A 17,882-nucleotide genomic window follows, 5' to 3' on the forward strand; every position below is an offset into this window, starting at 1 on the left:
ACGTCACGGAGGAGTCTTTAAAGGCACAAATGAAACGCTTTATTTGTATAGCTTGGACAAAGACGTACAAAAATGGTATATTTACTACATAATATTCGGATTTTAGGGGTGCGTCATGAAAAAGTTGAAGCGAAGCGCTCGGTTGGTAGAAATGACGCAATATTTGTTGTTTCGGCCACACACGCTTATACCATTAACCACGTTTGCAGAACGATACAGCTCAGCCAAATCCTCTATAAGTGAAGATCTGGCGATTATAAAGGAAGTTTTCGAGGACGAAGGACTCGGAGAGCTTCATACACTCGCAGGCGCCGCAGGAGGCGTCAAATTTATACCGAAGATCGCCAAAGAAGCTTCGCTGGCTTTTGTGCAGGATCTGTGTGAACAGCTCCGGCAGCCGGAACGGGTCCTTCCTGGCGGTTATTTGTATATGGCCGATATTCTGGGCAGGCCCCAGGTTCTGAACGAGATCGGTAAAACCTTTGCGTCGGCTTTTGCCGGGCGGGATCTTGATGTCGTAATGACCGTGGAAACCAAAGGAATCCCGCTTGCGTATGCAACGGCTTCTTTCATGAATCTGCCAGTCGTTACGGTACGCCGTGACAGTAATGCAACGGAAGGCTCTGCCGTGAGTATTAACTATGTATCCGGCTCAAGCAAAAGAATTCAAACAATGTCTCTGGCCAGACGTTCCCTTCAGGAGGGAGCCCGGGTGTTAATCGTAGATGATTTTAAACGGGCCGGAGGAACTATTCAAGGCATGATTGACCTGCTTGACGAATTCAAAGCCACGATAGGCGGTGTCGCCGTATTCGTGGAATCAAGTGAAGTTGAAGAGCATCTCATTGAGGATTACATCTCCCTTGCTAAGCTGACGGGTGTCGATTCCAAAACGAAGGAAATCAGCGTCGAGCTGGGAAATTACTTTGATAAGGAGTGAATGATTCATGCGTATTATAGCTACTCAAGAAGCACCGGCGGCAATCGGACCATACTCACAGGCCATCCACATCGGAAATATGGTATTTACATCGGGGCAAATTCCGCTGAACGCAGAGGGGCAAGTGGTGGAAGGCGATGTCGTGGAACAGACGCATCAAGTATTCCGTAACCTTCAGGCAGTTCTCCAAGAAGCGGGTACTTCTTTGCAGCACGTTGTGAAAGCGACCGTTTTTATCAAGGACATGAACCAGTTCGGACAAATTAATGAAGTGTATGCTTCTTATTTTGGTGAGCACAAGCCTGCCCGTTCTACCGTAGAAGTGGCAAGACTCCCTAAAGATGTACTTGTCGAAATCGAACTGATTGCGGCGATACCTGTCGAAAACGTTTAAGAAGACATTTATTTTCTGGAAAATCTAATTTTTTCCTCTTTATCCAGAAGGAATTTGCACGAAAATGTGGAAGTATACACCAAGTCCTGCGAATGGAAAAAGGTGGTGAACACAAGTGCAAATTACAGATGTCAGACTTCGCCGGGTGAATTCCGAAGGAAGAATGAAGGCGATTGCTTCTATTACCATCGATAACGAATTCGTCGTACACGATATTCGTGTGATTGATGGCAATAATGGAATGTTCGTGGCAATGCCTAGCAAGCGGACTCCAGATGGGGAGTTTCGCGATATTGCCCATCCGATTTCATCCACAACCCGCGAGAAGATACAGGCTGCGGTCCTGTCCGAGTACGACCGCGCAGCTGCGGAAGAGGAAGTCATCGAAGAAGGCGCTTAATACGGCCGCATTGGCAGAAGGAGTCCTGTTCCGACAGGGCTCTCTTTTCTTTTTTCGGCAGATAAGATATAGTCAGGGATGATAATAGAGGAGAATAAGGAGTGGATTGATCTTGAAGCTTATGGCGATCGTACTGGCGGCAGGACAAGGAAAACGAATGAAATCCAAGCTGTACAAAGTATTGCATTCTGTCTGCGGGAAGCCGATGGTAGGGCATGTAATTGATACGCTTGCACATATAGAAATAGAGAAAACGCTGGTAATTGTTGGGCACGGAGCGGAGGCTGTTCAAGGTTATCTTGGGGATAGAGCAGAGTATGCGCTCCAGGAGAAGCAGCTGGGCACCGGGCATGCGGTTCTGCAAGCTAAAGAGGTTCTGGGCAGCGAAGAAGGCATTACTTTCGTGGTATGCGGTGATACGCCGCTGGTAAGAGCCGAGACGCTGAATAAAATGATGCAGCTGCATAAAGACAGTGGAGCTGCGGGTACCATTCTGACAGCGGAAATGACGGATGCGACGGGCTATGGCCGTATTATCCGCGGCGAAGGCGGTCGTGTAGACCGGATTGTCGAGCAGAAGGATTGCACACCCGATGAGGCGGCTGTACGTGAGATTAATACCGGTACATACTGTTTTGATAATCGTAAATTGTTTGCAGCCCTGGAGAACGTGAAGAATGAAAATGTACAGGGGGAATATTATTTAACAGATGTAATCTCGATCCTCAAGAGTATGGGTGAGAATGTAGAAGCCTACTGCACACCAGATGAGGCCGAAGCTATCGGCGTTAATGACCGAATTGCTCTGTCCGAGGCGGAGCGTCTTATGCGCGAGCGGATCAACAGAGCTCATATGGTGGAAGGCGTGACGATTATTGATCCGGCGCAGACGTATATTGAGAAAGATGTCGTCATTGGCCCGGATACTATTGTGCATCCCGGTACTGTGCTTCGCGGCCGGACGGTAATCGGATCGGACTGTATCCTAGGACCGAATGTGGAAATTACCGATTCCACCGTCCATGATGGAGTGGTGATCAAATACTCGGTTCTGCAAGAAGCATCAGTCGGTAATGAATCGAGTGTAGGTCCTTATGCATATTTGCGCCCGGGGGCGGATCTCGGGGAACACGTAAAAATCGGGGATTTCGTAGAAATCAAGAACGCTAAGCTCGGGGACGGTTCGAAAGTATCCCACCTCAGTTATGTGGGTGACGCTGAAGTGGGCAAGAACGTTAACTTCGGATGCGGGGCCATTACTGTCAACTATGACGGCTTCAATAAGAGTCTGACTGAGATTGGCGATGATGCTTTCGTAGGAAGCAACGTCAATCTGATCGCCCCTGTGAAGATCGGAAAAGGAGCTTATGTCGTGGCAGGTTCTACGATTACAACTAACGTGGAAGAGAACGATCTGGCCATTGCACGTGAGCGTCAAACGAACAAAAAAGGTTACGCGGATCGTATGCGCAGGAAGCTCCAGGCCAAGAAAAACAACGAGAAGTCCTAAAAAGATCATAAAAATGTTTTAAATCTCCTGTTTGTGGGTAATTTATCTTTAGTTATCACAAGGGAGGTCTTTTCTTATGGGAGTAGCTCTAAAAGGAAACACGAGAACACGCAGCACTAAATCAGAGGTGAAGCAACTACGCAAACAAGGTAAAGTGCCTGGCGTGGTATACGGGAAAGATGCAGACAGCTTGACCGTAGTTCTGGAACGTAAGGAGCTTACACCGCTGCTGAGAAGTCACCCCAATGCGGTGATCGATCTTAACATTGAAGGCGTTGGCAAGCGCCCTGTTCTTATAAGTGGTATCCAACGCGACAGCCTTAGTCAGGAAGTCGTTCATATTGATTTTCATCAAATCAAAATGAATGAGCTGGTTAAAGCGACCGTAGCGATTGAAATTATCGGTGAGGCCCCGGGTGTTGAAGCTGGAGGTATTCTCCAAGTGGAGACGGCGGCTCTGGATGTCCGTTGTCTGCCGAACGATATTCCGGATTCCGTGCAAGCGGATATCAGCAAGCTGGGCATCGGGGAGAATATCCTCGTATCCGATCTGAAGCTTCCTAAAGACGTGGAAGTGAAGAATGAGGCAGAGGATGTCGTAGTAACTATTCTTCAACCTCGCTTGGAAGTAGAAGAAACAACGACGGACGAGCCGGCAGCTGAAGCAGCCGGATCGGATGAATCCGCCGAGGATAAGAAGGAATAACCGATCTTATCGGCTGATAAAAAGCTGTTTACCATATATGGTAAACAGCTTTTTTGTACGGCGTTTCGGCAGGTATTACGCAACAATCCATACGTGGGTGGAGGTAAAATGCGGTTAGAATACTCTTTGCCCGGATTGATTGTAAGCGCTTGCGAACAAGCTTTTTAAAATCAGTAGCCTGGTCTGGAGATAAAGGTGAACATGCCCCGGTTGTACAGAATGTTGTTGATTTTGATAAAATGGGGAGAATAGTGGTGTACGAACCCTATATCTTTGTGCGCATCAAGATAGTATACTTGGACTGGAACTTCGGCATCTAAATGATCTTGGAAATGATCGTCTTGGTAGAGAGGTTGGCCATTATCATACATAGATTCATCACCTACTATTCGTATTTTTTCGGCTAAATGACTGTATATGTGTGTGGTTGGATTGTATAAGATAGGGTTTTTGCGTAAAAGAAGACAAACCCGCATATATGTAGACAAGTTTCAACAGGGAATCGTTACGGGGTTTGGTTAAAAAAAGTAAAATTTTTTTGGGAGTGAATGAAACGTGAAGTGTTTTGTCGGTTTAGGCAATCCTGGGAAACAGTATGAACATACACGACATAATATAGGATTTATGGCAATAGACCGTTTTGCACAGAAGTGGGGAGCATCCTCTTTTCAAAATAAATGCAAGGGTCAACTGGCGGAAGTGAGAGTGAATGGGACGAAGGCCTATCTCCTGAAACCGATGACCTACATGAATTTATCGGGGGAATCGATCCGGGCTTTCATGGATTTCTACAAATTCGACGTAAGCGACCTGGTGCTTCTCTACGATGATATGGATACAGCATTCGGCAGCATTAGACTCCGTTATCAGGGGAGCGCTGGCGGCCACAACGGAATCAAGTCGGCTATTGCTCATGCGGGCACGTCGACATTCAACCGGATCCGGATAGGGATTAACCGGCCTGCGCCGGGTTATTCCATTGTCGATTACGTACTGGCTAACTTCAGTAAAGCGGAAACGGCCGAACTCCCGGTTCTGCTCGATAAGACTTGTGACGCAATGGAGCACTGCCTGACCGAGCCTTTCGAGAAGACCATGGCTGTGTTCAACGGAAGCTGAAATCCCGCAGAAGTGCCCGCTCCGCAGATCCAAGACACATTGTATGCTGACAAAGGGAATGAAAATTACTTAATCCGTCTGAGGCTAAATTTTAGAAGAGGCGGCCATACTAAGAAGTAATTGAAACTCGTGAGGAGGCATACATTGATGTCAGTGAAGTATATTTGCCGCCACTGCCAATCCAAGGTGGGGGAAATCAGCCAGGGCGAGATCAGCGAATACCAGCTCGGCTTCCATTTCTTGACCCCCGAAGAGCGGAGCGATATAATAGCGTATAACGTGGACGGAGGCGTTACGGTCAAGGTTGTTTGCGATTACTGCAAACAGGCTCTGGACGCGAATCCGGAGCTGAACTTGATCAGCAGCCCGCTGCAGTGATCCTAATACGGTACTGCGTGCGAGCTGCTGCGGAGCGTTTCTTTATAACAATCCACACCCCGTACCCGTGTAGAAAATTGTCATGACAGCCTAGGCAAGCGCCCAGGCTTCTTTTTGTGAGAGGAGTGTACTTGGATTGCAAGCTTTAATACAAGCTTTTTCAACGGACCGCGATTTTCAAAGTATCACCGAGGGTATTCGTTCCGGCATGAAAGAGCAGTTGATCGCCGGATTAACCGGCTCCTCTCGTCAGGTGATGCTGGCCTCGCTTAAGCAGCAGCTTGAGCGTCCCCTGCTGATCGTTACGCATAATATGTTTTCCGCGCAGAAAATTTATGAAGATTTAAGCGAATGTCTGCCGGAAGACGGCGTTCTCTTATATCCCGCGCAAGAGCTTCTGGCTGCAGAAGCGGCTATCGCCAGTCCCGAAATGCTTGCCCAGCGCATTGATGTACTTACCAAGCTGGCCCAGGGCTACCGCGGGGCTGTTATTGTCCCTTATGCCGGTTTCAGGCGCCTTCTTCCAAGCAAAGAAGTATTCGCCGAAGCGTCGGTTACAGTCAAATTGGGAGATACTGTCGATCTGGACGTGTTCCTGAAACAGCTTAACGAGCTGGGATACGAGCGGGTAGAGAGGGTAGAAGGCAAAGGCGAAATGAGTGTCAGAGGCGGTATTATCGATTTGTATCCGCTGACGTCTTCTACGGCTGTCCGTATTGAGTTGTTTGATGTAGAGGTAGATTCGATCCGTACTTTTGATGTTGCTGACCAACGTTCAATTGATAAATTGGATGCATTTGTGATTGAGCCTTGCAGGGAAGTTCTTGTGAATGGAAAGCGTTTTCAAAGCGCTGCCCAGCATGCCTATGAACTTCTTCAGGCCCAGCTCGCCAAGATGACGGACCGTCAGGCCAAAGATAAGCTTCTGGAAGGTATCGGCGAAGATATCGAGCGTCTCCGCGAAGGCCATACTTTCCAGGGCCTGTTCAAATATGTTTCCCTGCTCTATCCGGAGAAGCAGACGCTCAGCGATTATATGCCGGATGACACCGTCCTGCTGATCGACGAGCCGGCGCGGCTGGTGGAAACCGCCAAGCAGCTGGAGCGGGAGGAATCCGAGTGGATCATGCACTCGCTCCAGGATGGTACTGGACTGCCGGCGCTCACGCTCTCCAAGCAGCTTGAAACGCTGATGATCCGTCACACGTATCCGACGCTGTATATGTCGCTGTTTCTGCGTCAGGTTCCGCAGACTCAACCGCAGAACATCGTCAATTTCATGTCGCGGGTTATGCAGAATTTCCACGGGCAAATGAATCTGCTTAAAGCCGAGATGGAACGCTGGAAAAAAACAGGGAGCCGCGTCATCATTCTGGCCAACGGCGAGGAGCGTATGGAACGTGTCCGTCGCGTGCTGGGGGACTACCAGATCGATGAGCCGGAAATTATGAACGGCAATCTTCAAACCGGGTTTGAACTGCCCTCGATTCATCTTGTCGTCATTACAGAGGGCGAGATGTTCACGCAGAAGCAGCGCAAAGCCCGCAAAGTGGACAAGAAAATCGAGAATGCCGAACGGATCAAAAGCTACCAGGAACTGAAGGTCGGCGATTATGTCGTCCACGTTAATCATGGTATCGGTAAATATGTGGGTATAGGAACACTGGAAGTCGGCGGCATTCATAAAGATTATTTACATATCGTGTATGCCGGGGGCGACAAGTTGTCGGTTCCGATTGATCAGATTGATCTCATTCAGAAATATGTCGGTTCCGAAGAGAAGGAACCGAAGATATATAAGCTGGGCGGAACGGACTGGAACCGTGTCAAGAACAAAGTCCGCACTTCGGTCAAAAATATCGCAGATGATTTGATTAAGCTGTATGCGGACCGTCAGGCGACGACGGGGTACGGTTTTAGCCAGGATTCTGCCTACCAGCAAGAATTTGAGAGCATGTTTCCTTATGACGAAACTACGGATCAACTTCGGGCAATTGGGGAAATTAAGAAGGATATGGAAAAACCCCGTCCTATGGACCGGCTCTTGTGCGGCGACGTCGGTTACGGAAAAACGGAGGTGGCGATCCGGGCTGCCTTTAAATCCGCAATCGATGGCAAACAAGTTGCGGTTCTTGTGCCGACGACTATCCTTGCACAGCAGCACTATGAGACTTTTCGCGAACGTTTCTCGGGCTATCCCTTTAACATCCAGGTGCTCAGCCGGTTCCGCTCCAAAAAAGAGCAGAATGAAACTATTAAGGGTGTGAAAGCCGGCACGGTAGACATTGTTATCGGTACTCATCGTCTGCTGTCGCAGGACTTGAAGTTCAAAGATCTGGGTCTGCTTATCGTCGATGAGGAGCAGCGCTTTGGCGTATCCCACAAAGAAAAGCTGAAGCGCCTGAAAACGAACGTGGACGTGCTGACCCTGACAGCAACGCCTATTCCGCGTACGCTCCACATGTCTATGCTGGGTGTGCGGGATCTCTCCGTTATCGAAACTCCGCCGGAGAATCGCTTCCCGGTTCAAACGTACGTGCTGGAATACAGCGCGTCCCTCGTCCGGGAATCGATTGAGAGGGAGCTTGCCCGGGAGGGACAGGTGTATTATCTGTTCAACCGGGTTCAGGGCATTAATCAGATGGCCGAGCAGATTTCTATGCTCGTGCCGGACGCCCGCGTTACAGTTGCTCATGGGCAAATGTCCGAACAAGAACTGGAAAAAACGATTCTTGATTTTCTCGACGGCGAATTCGATGTCCTGGTCAGCACGAGTATCATTGAAACCGGGGTAGACATCCCGAACGTCAACACACTGATTGTCCATGATGCGGATAAAATGGGGCTGTCCCAGCTCTATCAGCTGCGTGGAAGGGTCGGCCGGTCCAACCGGATCGCATACGCTTATTTTACTTATCAGCGGGACAAAGTGCTGAATGAAGTGGCTGAGAAACGTCTCCAGGCAATAAAAGAATTTACAGAACTTGGATCTGGGTTTAAAATTGCGATGAGGGATTTGTCCATCCGCGGAGCCGGCAACCTGCTCGGTGCCGAGCAGCATGGATTTATCGCTTCGGTCGGTTTTGACCTGTATTCCCAAATGCTGAGTGAGGAAATCGCGAAGCGTAAGCTGGAGCTGGACGGAGAGGCTGCGGAGCCAGAGAAGGAATGGATTACTCAGCTTGATCTCCATCTCGATGCTTATCTGCCTTCGGATTATATTTATGACAGCATGCAGAAAATCGAGATTTACAAGAAAGTGGCAAACATTCGCTCCTTTACAGAAGCAGAAGACCTGCATGAGGAACTGGTGGACCGTTTCGGCGATCTGCCCTCCGCCGTATCCAATCTGCTCGCCGTTGCAAGACTCAAAGTATTCGGGTCGGAGTATAAGATTGAGACGATTTCGCAAAAGGGTGACGACTACAACATTAAGATTCATTCCGACCAGACCGCCTTGCTGGATGGACAGAAGCTGTTTACGATAGCCAGTGGCTTTGACGGACGCGTCAAGCTGATTTCAGGACCCCAGATCCACATCAACATCCGCGGCAAAGGGCTGTCTCCTGAAGACACAATCGCATTGGTGGAACGTTTTCTGTTACAATACAGGGAGGCCTTGAAAACGAAGGGAGAATTGCAAAATGCTACGTAATAAATCAGGATTGGCCAAGAGTAAGTGGCTGATGCTTGTCGTACTGGTCCTTGTCTTGTCCGTGGCCAGCGGATGCGGTAAAGATAAAAAACCTGCGGCAGGAAGCCCCGAAGAAGTAATTGCGACATACAAAGACGGAGGTAAGATTACCCGCGGAGAGTTCGATAAACTGCTGGGCTTTAACCGTCTGCTGTACCCGGAATATAAGCAGTTTGAAGCAGATCCTGCTTACCAGCAGAGCATGCTGGAGCAATATGTCATGCTCAAAGTACTGTCCGGACGCGCATCCGAAGATGTGAAGAAAGAAGCGGACAAGCAGGTCACCGAAGAGGTTACAAAAATTAAGACGTACCTTGGCTCTCAAGAGGGCGGTTTAGAGAAGAAGCTGAAGGATGAGAAGCTCGAAGAGAAAGACGTTGAGAATCTGATTCGTCTGAGCATCTACTCGACTGCACAATTTGAGAAACAAATCACGGATGAAGAAGTGAAGGCCGCTTACGATAAGAATTTGAAGGAAAACCCAAATGCCTACGATCTGGCGACTGTACGCCATGTTCTAGTGGCTACGATGGATCCGGCGACGGGTAAAGAAACACGTACCAAGGAAGAAGCTCTGAAGCGTGCGAAAGAAGTTCAAGCGAAGCTGAAGAGCGGCGGAGATTTTGATGCAATTGCCAAAGAGTTCTCGGACGATCCAGGTTCCAAAGAGAAGGGCGGCAAATACGAGAACGAGAACGTAAACAAATGGATGGAAGGCTTCAAGAAAGCGGCGATCGAGCTGCCGGTCAATACGATCAGCGATCCGGTTGAGACAGAAGTCGGCTACCATGTCATGAAGGTAGAAGAACGTAAGAAGCAAACCCTGGAAGAAGCGAAGCCGGAACTGGTTTCCGTTCTGGTCCAGCCTAAAATGCAGGATTTCGTTGAAAAAGAGCTTCCGAGCCTGATTGAAACGAATACGCTGCCGAAACCGACAGCAACACCTGCTCCGAGTGCTCCTCCTGAGGCGCCTGCGACATCGCCTGAAGCACCAGCTGTATCGCCAAGCGCATCCCCTGAAGCGCCGGCTGCTTCACCGAGTGCGTCTCCTGCTGCAAAGTAAACATGAAGGAATACCTGTGCCAACGTTTCGTTGGTGCGGGTATTTTTTTGTTGGACCGGGGGATCACTAAGGGCATGGCGATGTCTCGACAACAGAATTCGGGCGTGTTGCCCTTGCTCTGCGGCGTTAATTTTACTGGGTGATGGAAACCGGGAAATGTATAAGAATTTGGGCACAGATGAATACTATGGTCAGAATCAAAAAAGAGTTACACTCTCTATTTTTTAAATACAGGCACCTCGGCATCCAGTTCGTATCCAAAACTTCAAGGAAAGTGGGGCAACATGAGTCATGAAAGCAACTGGAATCGTTCGTCGCATCGATGACTTGGGCAGAGTTGTCATCCCGAAGGAAATACGTCGTACACTACGCATTCGGGAAGGCGATCCGCTTGAAATATTCGTCGATCGCGACGGTGAAGTCATCTTAAAGAAGTATTCTCCAATCGGGGAATTAGGCGATTTCGCCAAGGAATATGCCGAGTCTCTCTACGAGAGCACTAACCATATTACGCTGATCACAGATCGTGACAACGTCATTGCCGTGGCAGGCGGCTCCAAGAAAGAGTATATGGACAAGCAGATCGGCCAAATCGTCGAGACGACGATGGAGAACCGCAAAGCGGCGATTGAAACCGGATCAGGTTCGTATGAGATCTCCAAAGACAACCCCGAAAATTACAGCTCTTTTGTAATTGCTCCTATCGTAGCGGGCGGGGATCCTATTGGTTCTGTCATTCTTATGAGCAAGGATGAGGGCGTTGAAATGGGGAACATGGAGTCGAAGATGGTGGAAACGGCAGCAGCATTTTTAGCTAAACAGATGGAACAATGAGTGTAATCATCCCTTACTTGGAAAATTATTTTCCCCGGTAAGGGCCTTTTTTTGTTTTATGCTCATTTTTATATATAATAAAAAGAGTCCTCTTCAAACGCATCTCGATACATCAAGTATATATTTCTTCCATGAAAGTGAGGCAACAAAGAGGTATGAAAGCTACAGGAATTGTTAGACGCATAGACGATTTAGGACGGGTTGTCATTCCGAAAGAAATAAGACGCACCATGCGCATCAAGGAAGGCGACCCGATGGAAATCTTCGTGAATCCGGACGGAGAAGTTATCCTTCAAAAATATTCCCCGGTAGGTGAATTAGGGGATTTTGCTGTAGAATACGCTGAGTCGTTAAGTGAAAGTACGAACCATCAGGCTCTTATCTGTGACCGTGAAACATTCATCGCCGCAGCAGGAAGAGGCCGTAAGGAAATGATCGGCAAACGGGTCGGGGATCTCGTTGACCGTGTGATGAATAAGCAGGAGGTTACCCTCCAGAAAACGTCGGGCAGTTTCGAAATTTGTGGAGGATCTGCTGACACATACAGCTCGTTTGTTATTGCTCCCATCGTAAATGGCGGGGAGTCCGGCGGAGCCGTTCTTCTCCTGAGTAAGGAAGAAGGCGTCGTAATGGGCGAGACAGAACGGGCCATGGTTGAAATGGCGGCTTCGTTCCTGGCCAAGCAGACGCAGTTATAAGTTGGACTGAGGGGTAGCAGGGGGAGAAGCTCATGGAAGAACGGAGGCAGACTAGGCAGGCATCGCCCCGTGGGTCACGATTGCTTAGGGGTGCCGCAATACTTGCCGCCGCAGCCGTTTTTTCCAAGCTGCTCGGAACACTGCAGAAAATACCGCTTCAGAATATAGCGGGGGATGGTGCTTTTGGCATTTACAATGCCGTCTATCCTCTCTATATTCTCATTTTATTTCTGGCTACGGCCGGTTTTCCTACAACCGTTTCGAAATTTGTGCTTGAGAGGGCCGGGGCCGGTGATCATGAAGGGGCGCGAAAGGTCGCAGTGGCATCTGCTGCTTTGCTAACCGGAACCGGACTGATCTGCTTTATTCTTCTTTATTATGGCGCGGATACGCTAGCAGGCTGGATGGGCACGGCTGCGGCAGCTCCTGCCATACGGAGCGTATCGTATGCCCTGCTGCTTGTGCCGGCTCTTTCCGTTCTGCGCGGTTATTTTCAAGGCTACCAGGACATGCTCCCTACAGCTGTATCACAGGTTGTGGAACAAACCGTACGGGTTACGACCATGATTCTACTCTTGGTTGTGCTGACGAGCAGGGGAGCCGATGAAGCGGATATTGCGGCAGGCGCAACCTTCGGCTCGGTTACAGGAGCAGCGGGAGGACTGCTGCTTCTGCTGTTTCATTGGCGGCGGATCAGGAGTAAGGCGCAGCAGGGCGGTTGCACGGCTCCGATTGCAGCCGGAGATGTGATGAATAAGCAGACTGATTCACGCGCAGACTTGGGCGAAGAGAAATTCTCACGGGGTGAAGCTGCCGCTTCTGTACACGGAGCAGAACAAACCGGCTCGCGGACGGGAGTCCAGGTAGCGGATAGCCCTATTGGAATACGCGATGGCTATACCAGTCGGGGACCCGCCAGGGAATCGATGCTCCGGCTCATGAAGCGAATTGCTCTGGTTGCGCTCCCCATTTGCCTCGGCACGATCATGACACCGATTCTCAATCTCATCGATGCTTTTACAGTGCCTAGGCTGCTGCAGAGCCAGGGAATGGCGGCTGCCGAAGCCATGCGGCAGTTCGGGCTCTATAACCACGGGCTGCCGCTGGTGCAGGCCGTTGCGATGGTTGCCTCTTCGCTGACCGCTGTACTCGTGCCTGCGATCGCTTCAGCCAAAGCGCAGCGCGATCCGGGGCTGCTGCTGGCACGTACCGAGCTTACGGTACGGGTCACGGCGGTTTTCGGCCTCGCAGCCGCTGCGGGGCTGGCGGTTCTGGCCGTGCCGGTGAACGCGATGCTCTACATGAGCAGCGAAGCCTCCGGCACGATGGCCATTCTGGCGTTCACCGCGCTGCTCGGCACGCTCAACATCGTGCTCGCCGGCGTGCTGCAGGGTCTGGGCGCCGTGAACGCGCCTGCCTTGCACTTGCTTGCGGCGGCGGCAGTCAAGATCGGCGGCAGCCTGCTGCTCGTGCCGCGTATCGGCATCGCCGGCGCCGGCGTGAGCGCGGTGCTGGCCTTCGCAGCCGCTTCGGCGCTCGGGCTCGCCGAGGTGAGGCGGCTGACCGGCGCCGCCTTCCCGTGGCGCCGCTGCGCGCTTGCGCCGCTTGCGGCCGCTGCGCTGATGAGCGCCGCCCTCGCCGTCCTGCAGCTGGGCGGGGGGCCGCTGCTCGCCGCAGCTGCGCCGGACTGGTCCGGCCGCACTCAGGCGAGCCTGCTGGCGCTCAGCGGTATCGCGCTGGGTGCTGCGGTGTACGCGCTCGCGCTGCTGCGCTTCGGCGCACTGGGCGCTGCGGAACTCGCGCAGCTGCCGGGCGGAGGCAAGCTCGTGCCGGCGCTGGAGAAGCTGCGGCTGCTTCCTCCGCAGAAGCGATAATATCTATCCGGCTCCGCTTGAAGGCGGGCCGCCACTATGAAGGAGGCTAGTCGGCCATGACGCAAGCCATTACGGTCCTCGGACTCGGTTCGGGCGACGAGAACCAGCTTACGCTCGGCGTGCTGCGCAAGCTGCAGCAGGCTACGAAGTTGTATTTGCGGACGGAGAAACATCCGGTGGCGCAATTTTTGCAGGCTGAGGGTATCCGGTACGAGACTTTCGATGCAGTCTATGAATCCAAAGACCGTTTTGATGATACATACGAAGCCATTGTATCGGCGCTGCTGGAGTCGGCGCGGACGGAGAATGTCGTTTATGCCGTACCCGGACACCCGATGGTGGCGGAGTATACCGTCCAGCTGCTTAGGACCCGGTGTCCGGAAGAGGGAATAAAGCTTGATATTATCGGCGGAGAGAGTTTTATCGACCAGGCTTTTCTAAGGTTCGGTTTTGACCCGATTGAGGGGCTCCAGCTGCTGGATGCAACGGACCTGCGGCCCGGCATGCTCAATCCCCGTCTTCATACGATTATTGGACAAGTGTATGATACCTTCACCGCTTCCGATGTGAAGCTGACGCTGATGGACATGTACCCGGATGATTATCCGGTTGTTGTCGGTCATTCGCTTGGTGTGGCAGGAGAAGAGTCGCTGGTGGAGCTTCCCCTGTACGAGCTTGACCGTACGGAGGGCTATGGGAATTTGTCGCTTGTATGGATTCCTAAGAGCGATAGAGACGAACTCCGCAACCGGACCATGGAACGTTTGCATGAGATTGTCGCGATTCTGCGAAGCCCGGAGGGATGCCCTTGGGACCGTGAGCAAACCCATGCAAGCCTGTGCAAAAATTTGATTGAAGAAGCTTACGAGGTGCTGGAAACGATCGATGAAGACGATCCTGACCATATGTGTGAAGAGCTTGGCGATTTGCTTTTGCAGGTAATGCTGCATGCCCAAATGGAAGAGGAAACAGGCGCCTTTACCGTATATGATGTGATTGCCGGATTGAACGAGAAACTCATCCGCCGGCATCCTCATGTTTTCGGAACTCAAGAAGCGGGTAATGCTGAGGAAGCTTTGGCCAATTGGCAGGGGATTAAGGATGAGGAGAAGCGCCGCAAGGGCATTGATCCAAAGAAGCAGTCCGTGCTTGCCGGCATTCCGCGCGATCTGCCAGCGTTAATGAAAGCCTATAAGCTGCAGAAGAAAGCGGCGGGTGTCGGTTTTGACTGGTCGGAGACTGCCGAAGTTTCGGCCAAGATCCAGGAGGAGCTGGCGGAGCTCCAGGAAGCGGTGACGGACGGGACTCCGGAACAGCGGCTCGATGAGCTGGGCGATGTGCTGTTTGCTGTTGTCAACTTGGCCCGTTTCCTGAAAATAGATCCGGAAGAAGCGCTTGCTTCAACGAATCGTAAGTTTACGAACCGATTCCGCTACATCGAGGAAAGTTTGGAAGCCGATGGAAGATCGATTCATAACACGAATCTGGATGAAATGGAAGAATTGTGGCAAGAAGCAAAAAAACTTCCGTAGACTACGGGTTTTCAGCAGGATTTTACGTGCCCATCCAGAATACATAGTGCGAAAGCGGCTATGCACAGAACAGATAAGCTTTAAATTGTCATCCACTTAGGAGGTAACTAATAATGAACAAGACAGATCTGATCAACAACATTTCCACTAAAAGCGGCCTGACCAAAAAGGACGTAGAAACAGTCCTGAATTCATTCCTCGGGGAAATTACGGACGCTCTGTCCACAGGAGATAAAGTACAGCTGATCGGCTTTGGTACTTTCGAAACCCGTAAGCGTTCCGGTCGTACTGGCCGCAACCCGCAAACCGGTCAAGAAATTACAATTCCAGAATCCAATGTTCCTGCTTTCAAAGCAGGTAATAAGCTTAAAGAAGCTGTTAAGTAATGAGACTGGATAAGTTTCTTAAATTATCCCGGCTTATTAAACGCCGTACGGTAGCCAAGGACATTTCGGACCAGGGCCGCGTATGGATTAATGGAAGGGACTCCAAACCGAGTTCGACGGTGAAAGTCGGCGATGAGCTGACGATTCAATTCGGGCAGAAAAAAGTGACGGTTCGCGTAGAACTTCTTACGGAGTCGACGCGCAAGGAAGATGCGGCTCATATGTACACGCTCCTTCGCGAAGAAGCGCTCTGATCAGCAAAGAGACTGAAGCACGGCATTTTGCCGTTCTCAGTCTCTTTTTTATCCAATTTTTTATGCGGAATAGAATGAGAAGGCCTGTATTGGTGTTCTAAAAACGGACATCCCCCCATATCGTAGTGGTAGGAAAAGCTGTAGGGGGGACTTGCCATGATGGAGGCCGGAAAGACCAAGCGGCAGGAAGTTAAGATGCTGAACCGCAAACTGCTCGAGATTTCGGGCGTAAAGAATGTGGAGAGTTTTGACAGTGAAGAATTCCTGCTGGAAACGGACTGCGGATTTCTGCTAATCAAGGGGCAGAATCTGCACATTAAGAACCTCAGTCTGGATCAGGGCCTGGTAGCGATTGAGGGCTATGTAAACTCTCTTGCCTATGTCGATGCGAATTCCCCGGAGAAGTCCAAAGGGTTTTTGGGTAAATTGTTTAAGTGACTCTGAACGTACAATTCGTAACGCTGTGGCTGATGTTCGTCAGCGGGATGGGCCTCGGTGCGCTCTATGACGCCTTCCGGGTGGTGTTCGTGCAGCTGAGGCTGCCGCGCTGGACTTTCCCGCTTGCCGATCTCGCCTATTGGATTATCGGGATCATTCTCGTGTTCGGCACTTTGATCCGCAGTAATCATGGACAAGTCCGTCTCTTTGTATTTATCGGTTTGCTTCTGGGGCTGTTCGTTTATTTGCTTGCCCTGAGCCGTACGGTCCGTAAATTAATCGGAGTTTGCATTCAGGCTGTGAAATGGCTGCTTCGTTTCTGCAGGCGAGCGATGGTGCTTCTGCTTTTCAAACCGGCAGTAGGTCTATACAAGCTGGCTTTGCTTCTCTTGGGAGTTTTGGCGGGCGCTGCTATGTTCCTGTTCCGAGTTGTGGTACAATTAGGTTACCCTGTTTGGAGATTAATGCTCTGGCTGTTACGTCCTCTATACGCTAAGCTTCGTGTACCTGCCCGCATTTTGGGGTGGATCAGCTGGATGAAACAGCTGTTTCAGAAGTGGTTTTCTAAGGGTAAGAAGTGAAGTAAAGGCCGATTAGCGGCCGTAAGATCAGGAGGCTGTAAATTCCCATGCCTGTCCCATCAAAATCATCACAATCTCAAACCAAATCGAATAGCAAAGGCACTCGTCGCAGATTCCGTATTGCTGCAGTGATTTCGCTCGGTGTTTTGACATGGGCTGGAGTGACATACTGGGATCAATCCGGTAAACTAGGCGAGAAGCGTGCTGAAATGCAGCAAGTCGAGCAGCAGTTGGCGGATGAGCAGAAGCGTAAAGCGGATATTACAAAAGAAATTGCCCGCTTGAACGACCCTGAGTATTTGGAACAAGTGATCCGCAGCGAGCTGAACTATGCACGCGAAGGAGAAACACGCTTTATATCACCGGCGCCCAAATCAAAGAATCCGTAAAAATTCCGGATTAATTGGGCTTTTCTCCATGTTGACCGTAGATTCAGCAATGGGGTATAATCGGCGTAGCCGTTCTTTTTGAACAATTTAAGGGAGGAACATTGTATTTTATGGCAATTGAAGTGGGCAGCAAATTAGAAGGAAGAGTGACCGGGATCACTCACTTTGGGGCATTTGTCGAGCTTGAACAGGGTGTTACCGGACTGGTGCACATCTCGGAGATCGCCGACAACTACGTAAAGGATGTCAACGACCATCTCAAACTCGAAGACAAAGTTCTGGTCAAAGTCATCAACGTGGACAAGGACGGGAAAATCGGCTTATCCATCAAGCAGACGATCGAAAAGCCCGCTGAACCTGCTCGCCCTCAAAGACCACCAGGCAATAGTAAGTTCGACTCCTCTCGTTCCGGAGACCGTCCAAGCTTTGGTGGCGGCGGTGGTGGACACGGACGTGGAGATCGCGGTGGACGCGGTGGCGGTTTCCGTAACCCGCCAGGTAAACCGACTTTTGAGGACAAGATGAGTCGCTTTCTCAAAGATAGTGAAGAGCGCATCTCTTCGCTCAAAAAGCAGGATTCCAAACGCGGTGGACGTGGCGGAAGACGCGACTAAATCGTTCCTCTTGCTCTACTTATATGATTACAAGAATTTACAACCACACTCCGTTTCGGCGGATGTGGTTTTTTTGCG

At 50.6% G+C, this 17,882-nt stretch carries 19 protein-coding genes; all 19 read left to right on the forward strand.

Translation table 11 applies throughout. The features are described from left to right. Window positions 1–115 precede the first annotated feature (115 nt). The 19 genes from purR to EDM21_RS22190 all read left to right on the forward strand — a co-directional run bounded on the left by purR (window position 116) and on the right by EDM21_RS22190 (window position 17,804). The gene (purR, locus tag EDM21_RS22095) at window positions 116–940 is read left to right on the forward strand and encodes a pur operon repressor (RefSeq protein WP_157338597.1); all 825 of its coding nucleotides are present in this window, start codon (window positions 116–118) and stop codon (window positions 938–940) included. A 7-nt stretch (window positions 941–947) separates the two neighbouring features. Further along, the gene (locus EDM21_RS22100) at window positions 948–1,334 is read left to right on the forward strand and encodes a RidA family protein (RefSeq protein WP_157338598.1); all 387 of its coding nucleotides are present in this window, start codon (window positions 948–950) and stop codon (window positions 1,332–1,334) included. Between the two features lie 115 nt (window positions 1,335–1,449). After that, entirely contained in the window at window positions 1,450–1,734 is a 285-nt protein-coding gene (gene spoVG / locus EDM21_RS22105) for a septation regulator SpoVG (protein ID WP_009671859.1), read from the forward strand. A 112-nt stretch (window positions 1,735–1,846) separates the two neighbouring features. After that, window positions 1,847–3,244, forward strand: a complete 1,398-nt coding sequence (gene glmU, locus EDM21_RS22110) for a bifunctional UDP-N-acetylglucosamine diphosphorylase/glucosamine-1-phosphate N-acetyltransferase GlmU (RefSeq protein WP_157338599.1) — start codon at window positions 1,847–1,849, stop codon at window positions 3,242–3,244. 76 nt (window positions 3,245–3,320) lie between these two features. Then, on the forward strand, window positions 3,321–3,950 hold the full coding sequence (locus tag EDM21_RS22115; RefSeq protein WP_157338600.1) for a 50S ribosomal protein L25/general stress protein Ctc: 630 nt from the start codon (window positions 3,321–3,323) through the stop codon (window positions 3,948–3,950). A gap of 555 nt (window positions 3,951–4,505) precedes the next feature. Further along, entirely contained in the window at window positions 4,506–5,069 is a 564-nt protein-coding gene (pth, locus tag EDM21_RS22125) for an aminoacyl-tRNA hydrolase (RefSeq protein WP_166542134.1), read from the forward strand. A gap of 147 nt (window positions 5,070–5,216) precedes the next feature. Further along, window positions 5,217–5,447 carry an anti-sigma-F factor Fin family protein gene (locus EDM21_RS22130; RefSeq protein WP_157338601.1) on the forward strand — a complete coding sequence of 77 codons (231 nt, stop codon included), beginning with the start codon at window positions 5,217–5,219 and terminating at the stop codon, window positions 5,445–5,447. Between the two features lie 136 nt (window positions 5,448–5,583). Then, entirely contained in the window at window positions 5,584–9,102 is a 3,519-nt protein-coding gene (mfd, locus tag EDM21_RS22135) for a transcription-repair coupling factor (RefSeq protein WP_157338602.1), read from the forward strand. Continuing rightward, a complete protein-coding gene (locus EDM21_RS22140) occupies window positions 9,092–10,204 on the forward strand; it encodes a peptidylprolyl isomerase (RefSeq protein WP_157338603.1) in 1,113 nt (370 codons plus the stop codon). The genes mfd and EDM21_RS22140 overlap by 11 nt, the downstream gene beginning before the upstream one ends. Window positions 10,205–10,495: 291 nt before the next feature. After that, window positions 10,496–11,038, forward strand: a complete 543-nt coding sequence (spoVT, locus tag EDM21_RS22145) for a stage V sporulation protein T (protein ID WP_068777613.1) — start codon at window positions 10,496–10,498, stop codon at window positions 11,036–11,038. 155 nt (window positions 11,039–11,193) lie between these two features. Then, window positions 11,194–11,736 (forward strand): stage V sporulation T C-terminal domain-containing protein, encoded by a 543-nt coding sequence (locus EDM21_RS22150; RefSeq protein ID WP_157338604.1) that lies wholly within the window; start codon window positions 11,194–11,196, stop codon window positions 11,734–11,736. Window positions 11,737–11,768: 32 nt separating this feature from the next. Continuing rightward, window positions 11,769–13,610 (forward strand): putative polysaccharide biosynthesis protein, encoded by a 1,842-nt coding sequence (locus EDM21_RS22155; RefSeq protein WP_157338605.1) that lies wholly within the window; start codon window positions 11,769–11,771, stop codon window positions 13,608–13,610. A 56-nt stretch (window positions 13,611–13,666) separates the two neighbouring features. After that, the gene (yabN, locus tag EDM21_RS22160) at window positions 13,667–15,142 is read left to right on the forward strand and encodes a bifunctional methyltransferase/pyrophosphohydrolase YabN (RefSeq protein ID WP_157338606.1); all 1,476 of its coding nucleotides are present in this window, start codon (window positions 13,667–13,669) and stop codon (window positions 15,140–15,142) included. A 113-nt stretch (window positions 15,143–15,255) separates the two neighbouring features. After that, window positions 15,256–15,528 (forward strand): HU family DNA-binding protein, encoded by a 273-nt coding sequence (locus EDM21_RS22165; RefSeq protein ID WP_068777617.1) that lies wholly within the window; start codon window positions 15,256–15,258, stop codon window positions 15,526–15,528. Next, window positions 15,528–15,782 carry an RNA-binding S4 domain-containing protein gene (locus tag EDM21_RS22170; protein ID WP_068777618.1) on the forward strand — a complete coding sequence of 85 codons (255 nt, stop codon included), beginning with the start codon at window positions 15,528–15,530 and terminating at the stop codon, window positions 15,780–15,782. Before EDM21_RS22165 ends, EDM21_RS22170 begins: the two co-directional genes overlap by 1 nt. A 156-nt stretch (window positions 15,783–15,938) precedes the next feature. Further along, window positions 15,939–16,220 (forward strand): sporulation protein YabP, encoded by a 282-nt coding sequence (gene yabP, locus EDM21_RS22175; protein ID WP_068777619.1) that lies wholly within the window; start codon window positions 15,939–15,941, stop codon window positions 16,218–16,220. Then, window positions 16,217–16,801, forward strand: coding sequence for a spore cortex biosynthesis protein YabQ (gene yabQ / locus EDM21_RS22180; RefSeq protein ID WP_166542135.1), 585 nt, complete (start codon window positions 16,217–16,219; stop codon window positions 16,799–16,801). Before yabP ends, yabQ begins: the two co-directional genes overlap by 4 nt. Window positions 16,802–16,848: 47 nt before the next feature. Continuing rightward, window positions 16,849–17,190, forward strand: coding sequence for an FtsB family cell division protein (locus tag EDM21_RS22185; protein WP_068777621.1), 342 nt, complete (start codon window positions 16,849–16,851; stop codon window positions 17,188–17,190). Between the two features lie 110 nt (window positions 17,191–17,300). Next, a complete protein-coding gene (locus EDM21_RS22190) occupies window positions 17,301–17,804 on the forward strand; it encodes a S1 domain-containing RNA-binding protein (protein ID WP_157338607.1) in 504 nt (167 codons plus the stop codon). The last annotated feature ends 78 nt before the right edge of the window (window positions 17,805–17,882 follow it).

This window comes from Paenibacillus lutrae (genome assembly GCF_009757775.1).
GTDB classification, from domain to species: domain Bacteria; phylum Bacillota; class Bacilli; order Paenibacillales; family NBRC-103111; genus Paenibacillus_F; species Paenibacillus_F lutrae.

Bases quoted from the DNA above. Each gene is read 5' to 3' on its own strand.
- purR (WP_157338597.1), top strand. From the start codon at position 116: ATGAAAAAGTTGAAGCGAAGCGCTCGGTTGGTAGAAATGACGCAATAT.
- EDM21_RS22100 (WP_157338598.1), top strand. From the start codon at position 948: ATGCGTATTATAGCTACTCAAGAAGCACCGGCGGCAATCGGACCATAC.
- EDM21_RS22115 (WP_157338600.1), top strand. From the start codon at position 3,321: ATGGGAGTAGCTCTAAAAGGAAACACGAGAACACGCAGCACTAAATCA.
- EDM21_RS22130 (WP_157338601.1), top strand. From the start codon at position 5,217: ATGTCAGTGAAGTATATTTGCCGCCACTGCCAATCCAAGGTGGGGGAA.
- EDM21_RS22140 (WP_157338603.1), top strand. From the start codon at position 9,092: ATGCTACGTAATAAATCAGGATTGGCCAAGAGTAAGTGGCTGATGCTT.
- spoVT (WP_068777613.1), top strand. From the start codon at position 10,496: ATGAAAGCAACTGGAATCGTTCGTCGCATCGATGACTTGGGCAGAGTT.
- EDM21_RS22150 (WP_157338604.1), top strand. From the start codon at position 11,194: ATGAAAGCTACAGGAATTGTTAGACGCATAGACGATTTAGGACGGGTT.
- EDM21_RS22155 (WP_157338605.1), top strand. From the start codon at position 11,769: ATGGAAGAACGGAGGCAGACTAGGCAGGCATCGCCCCGTGGGTCACGA.
- yabN (WP_157338606.1), top strand. From the start codon at position 13,667: ATGACGCAAGCCATTACGGTCCTCGGACTCGGTTCGGGCGACGAGAAC.
- EDM21_RS22165 (WP_068777617.1), top strand. From the start codon at position 15,256: ATGAACAAGACAGATCTGATCAACAACATTTCCACTAAAAGCGGCCTG.
- EDM21_RS22170 (WP_068777618.1), top strand. From the start codon at position 15,528: ATGAGACTGGATAAGTTTCTTAAATTATCCCGGCTTATTAAACGCCGT.
- yabP (WP_068777619.1), top strand. From the start codon at position 15,939: ATGATGGAGGCCGGAAAGACCAAGCGGCAGGAAGTTAAGATGCTGAAC.
- EDM21_RS22185 (WP_068777621.1), top strand. From the start codon at position 16,849: ATGCCTGTCCCATCAAAATCATCACAATCTCAAACCAAATCGAATAGC.
- EDM21_RS22190 (WP_157338607.1), top strand. From the start codon at position 17,301: ATGGCAATTGAAGTGGGCAGCAAATTAGAAGGAAGAGTGACCGGGATC.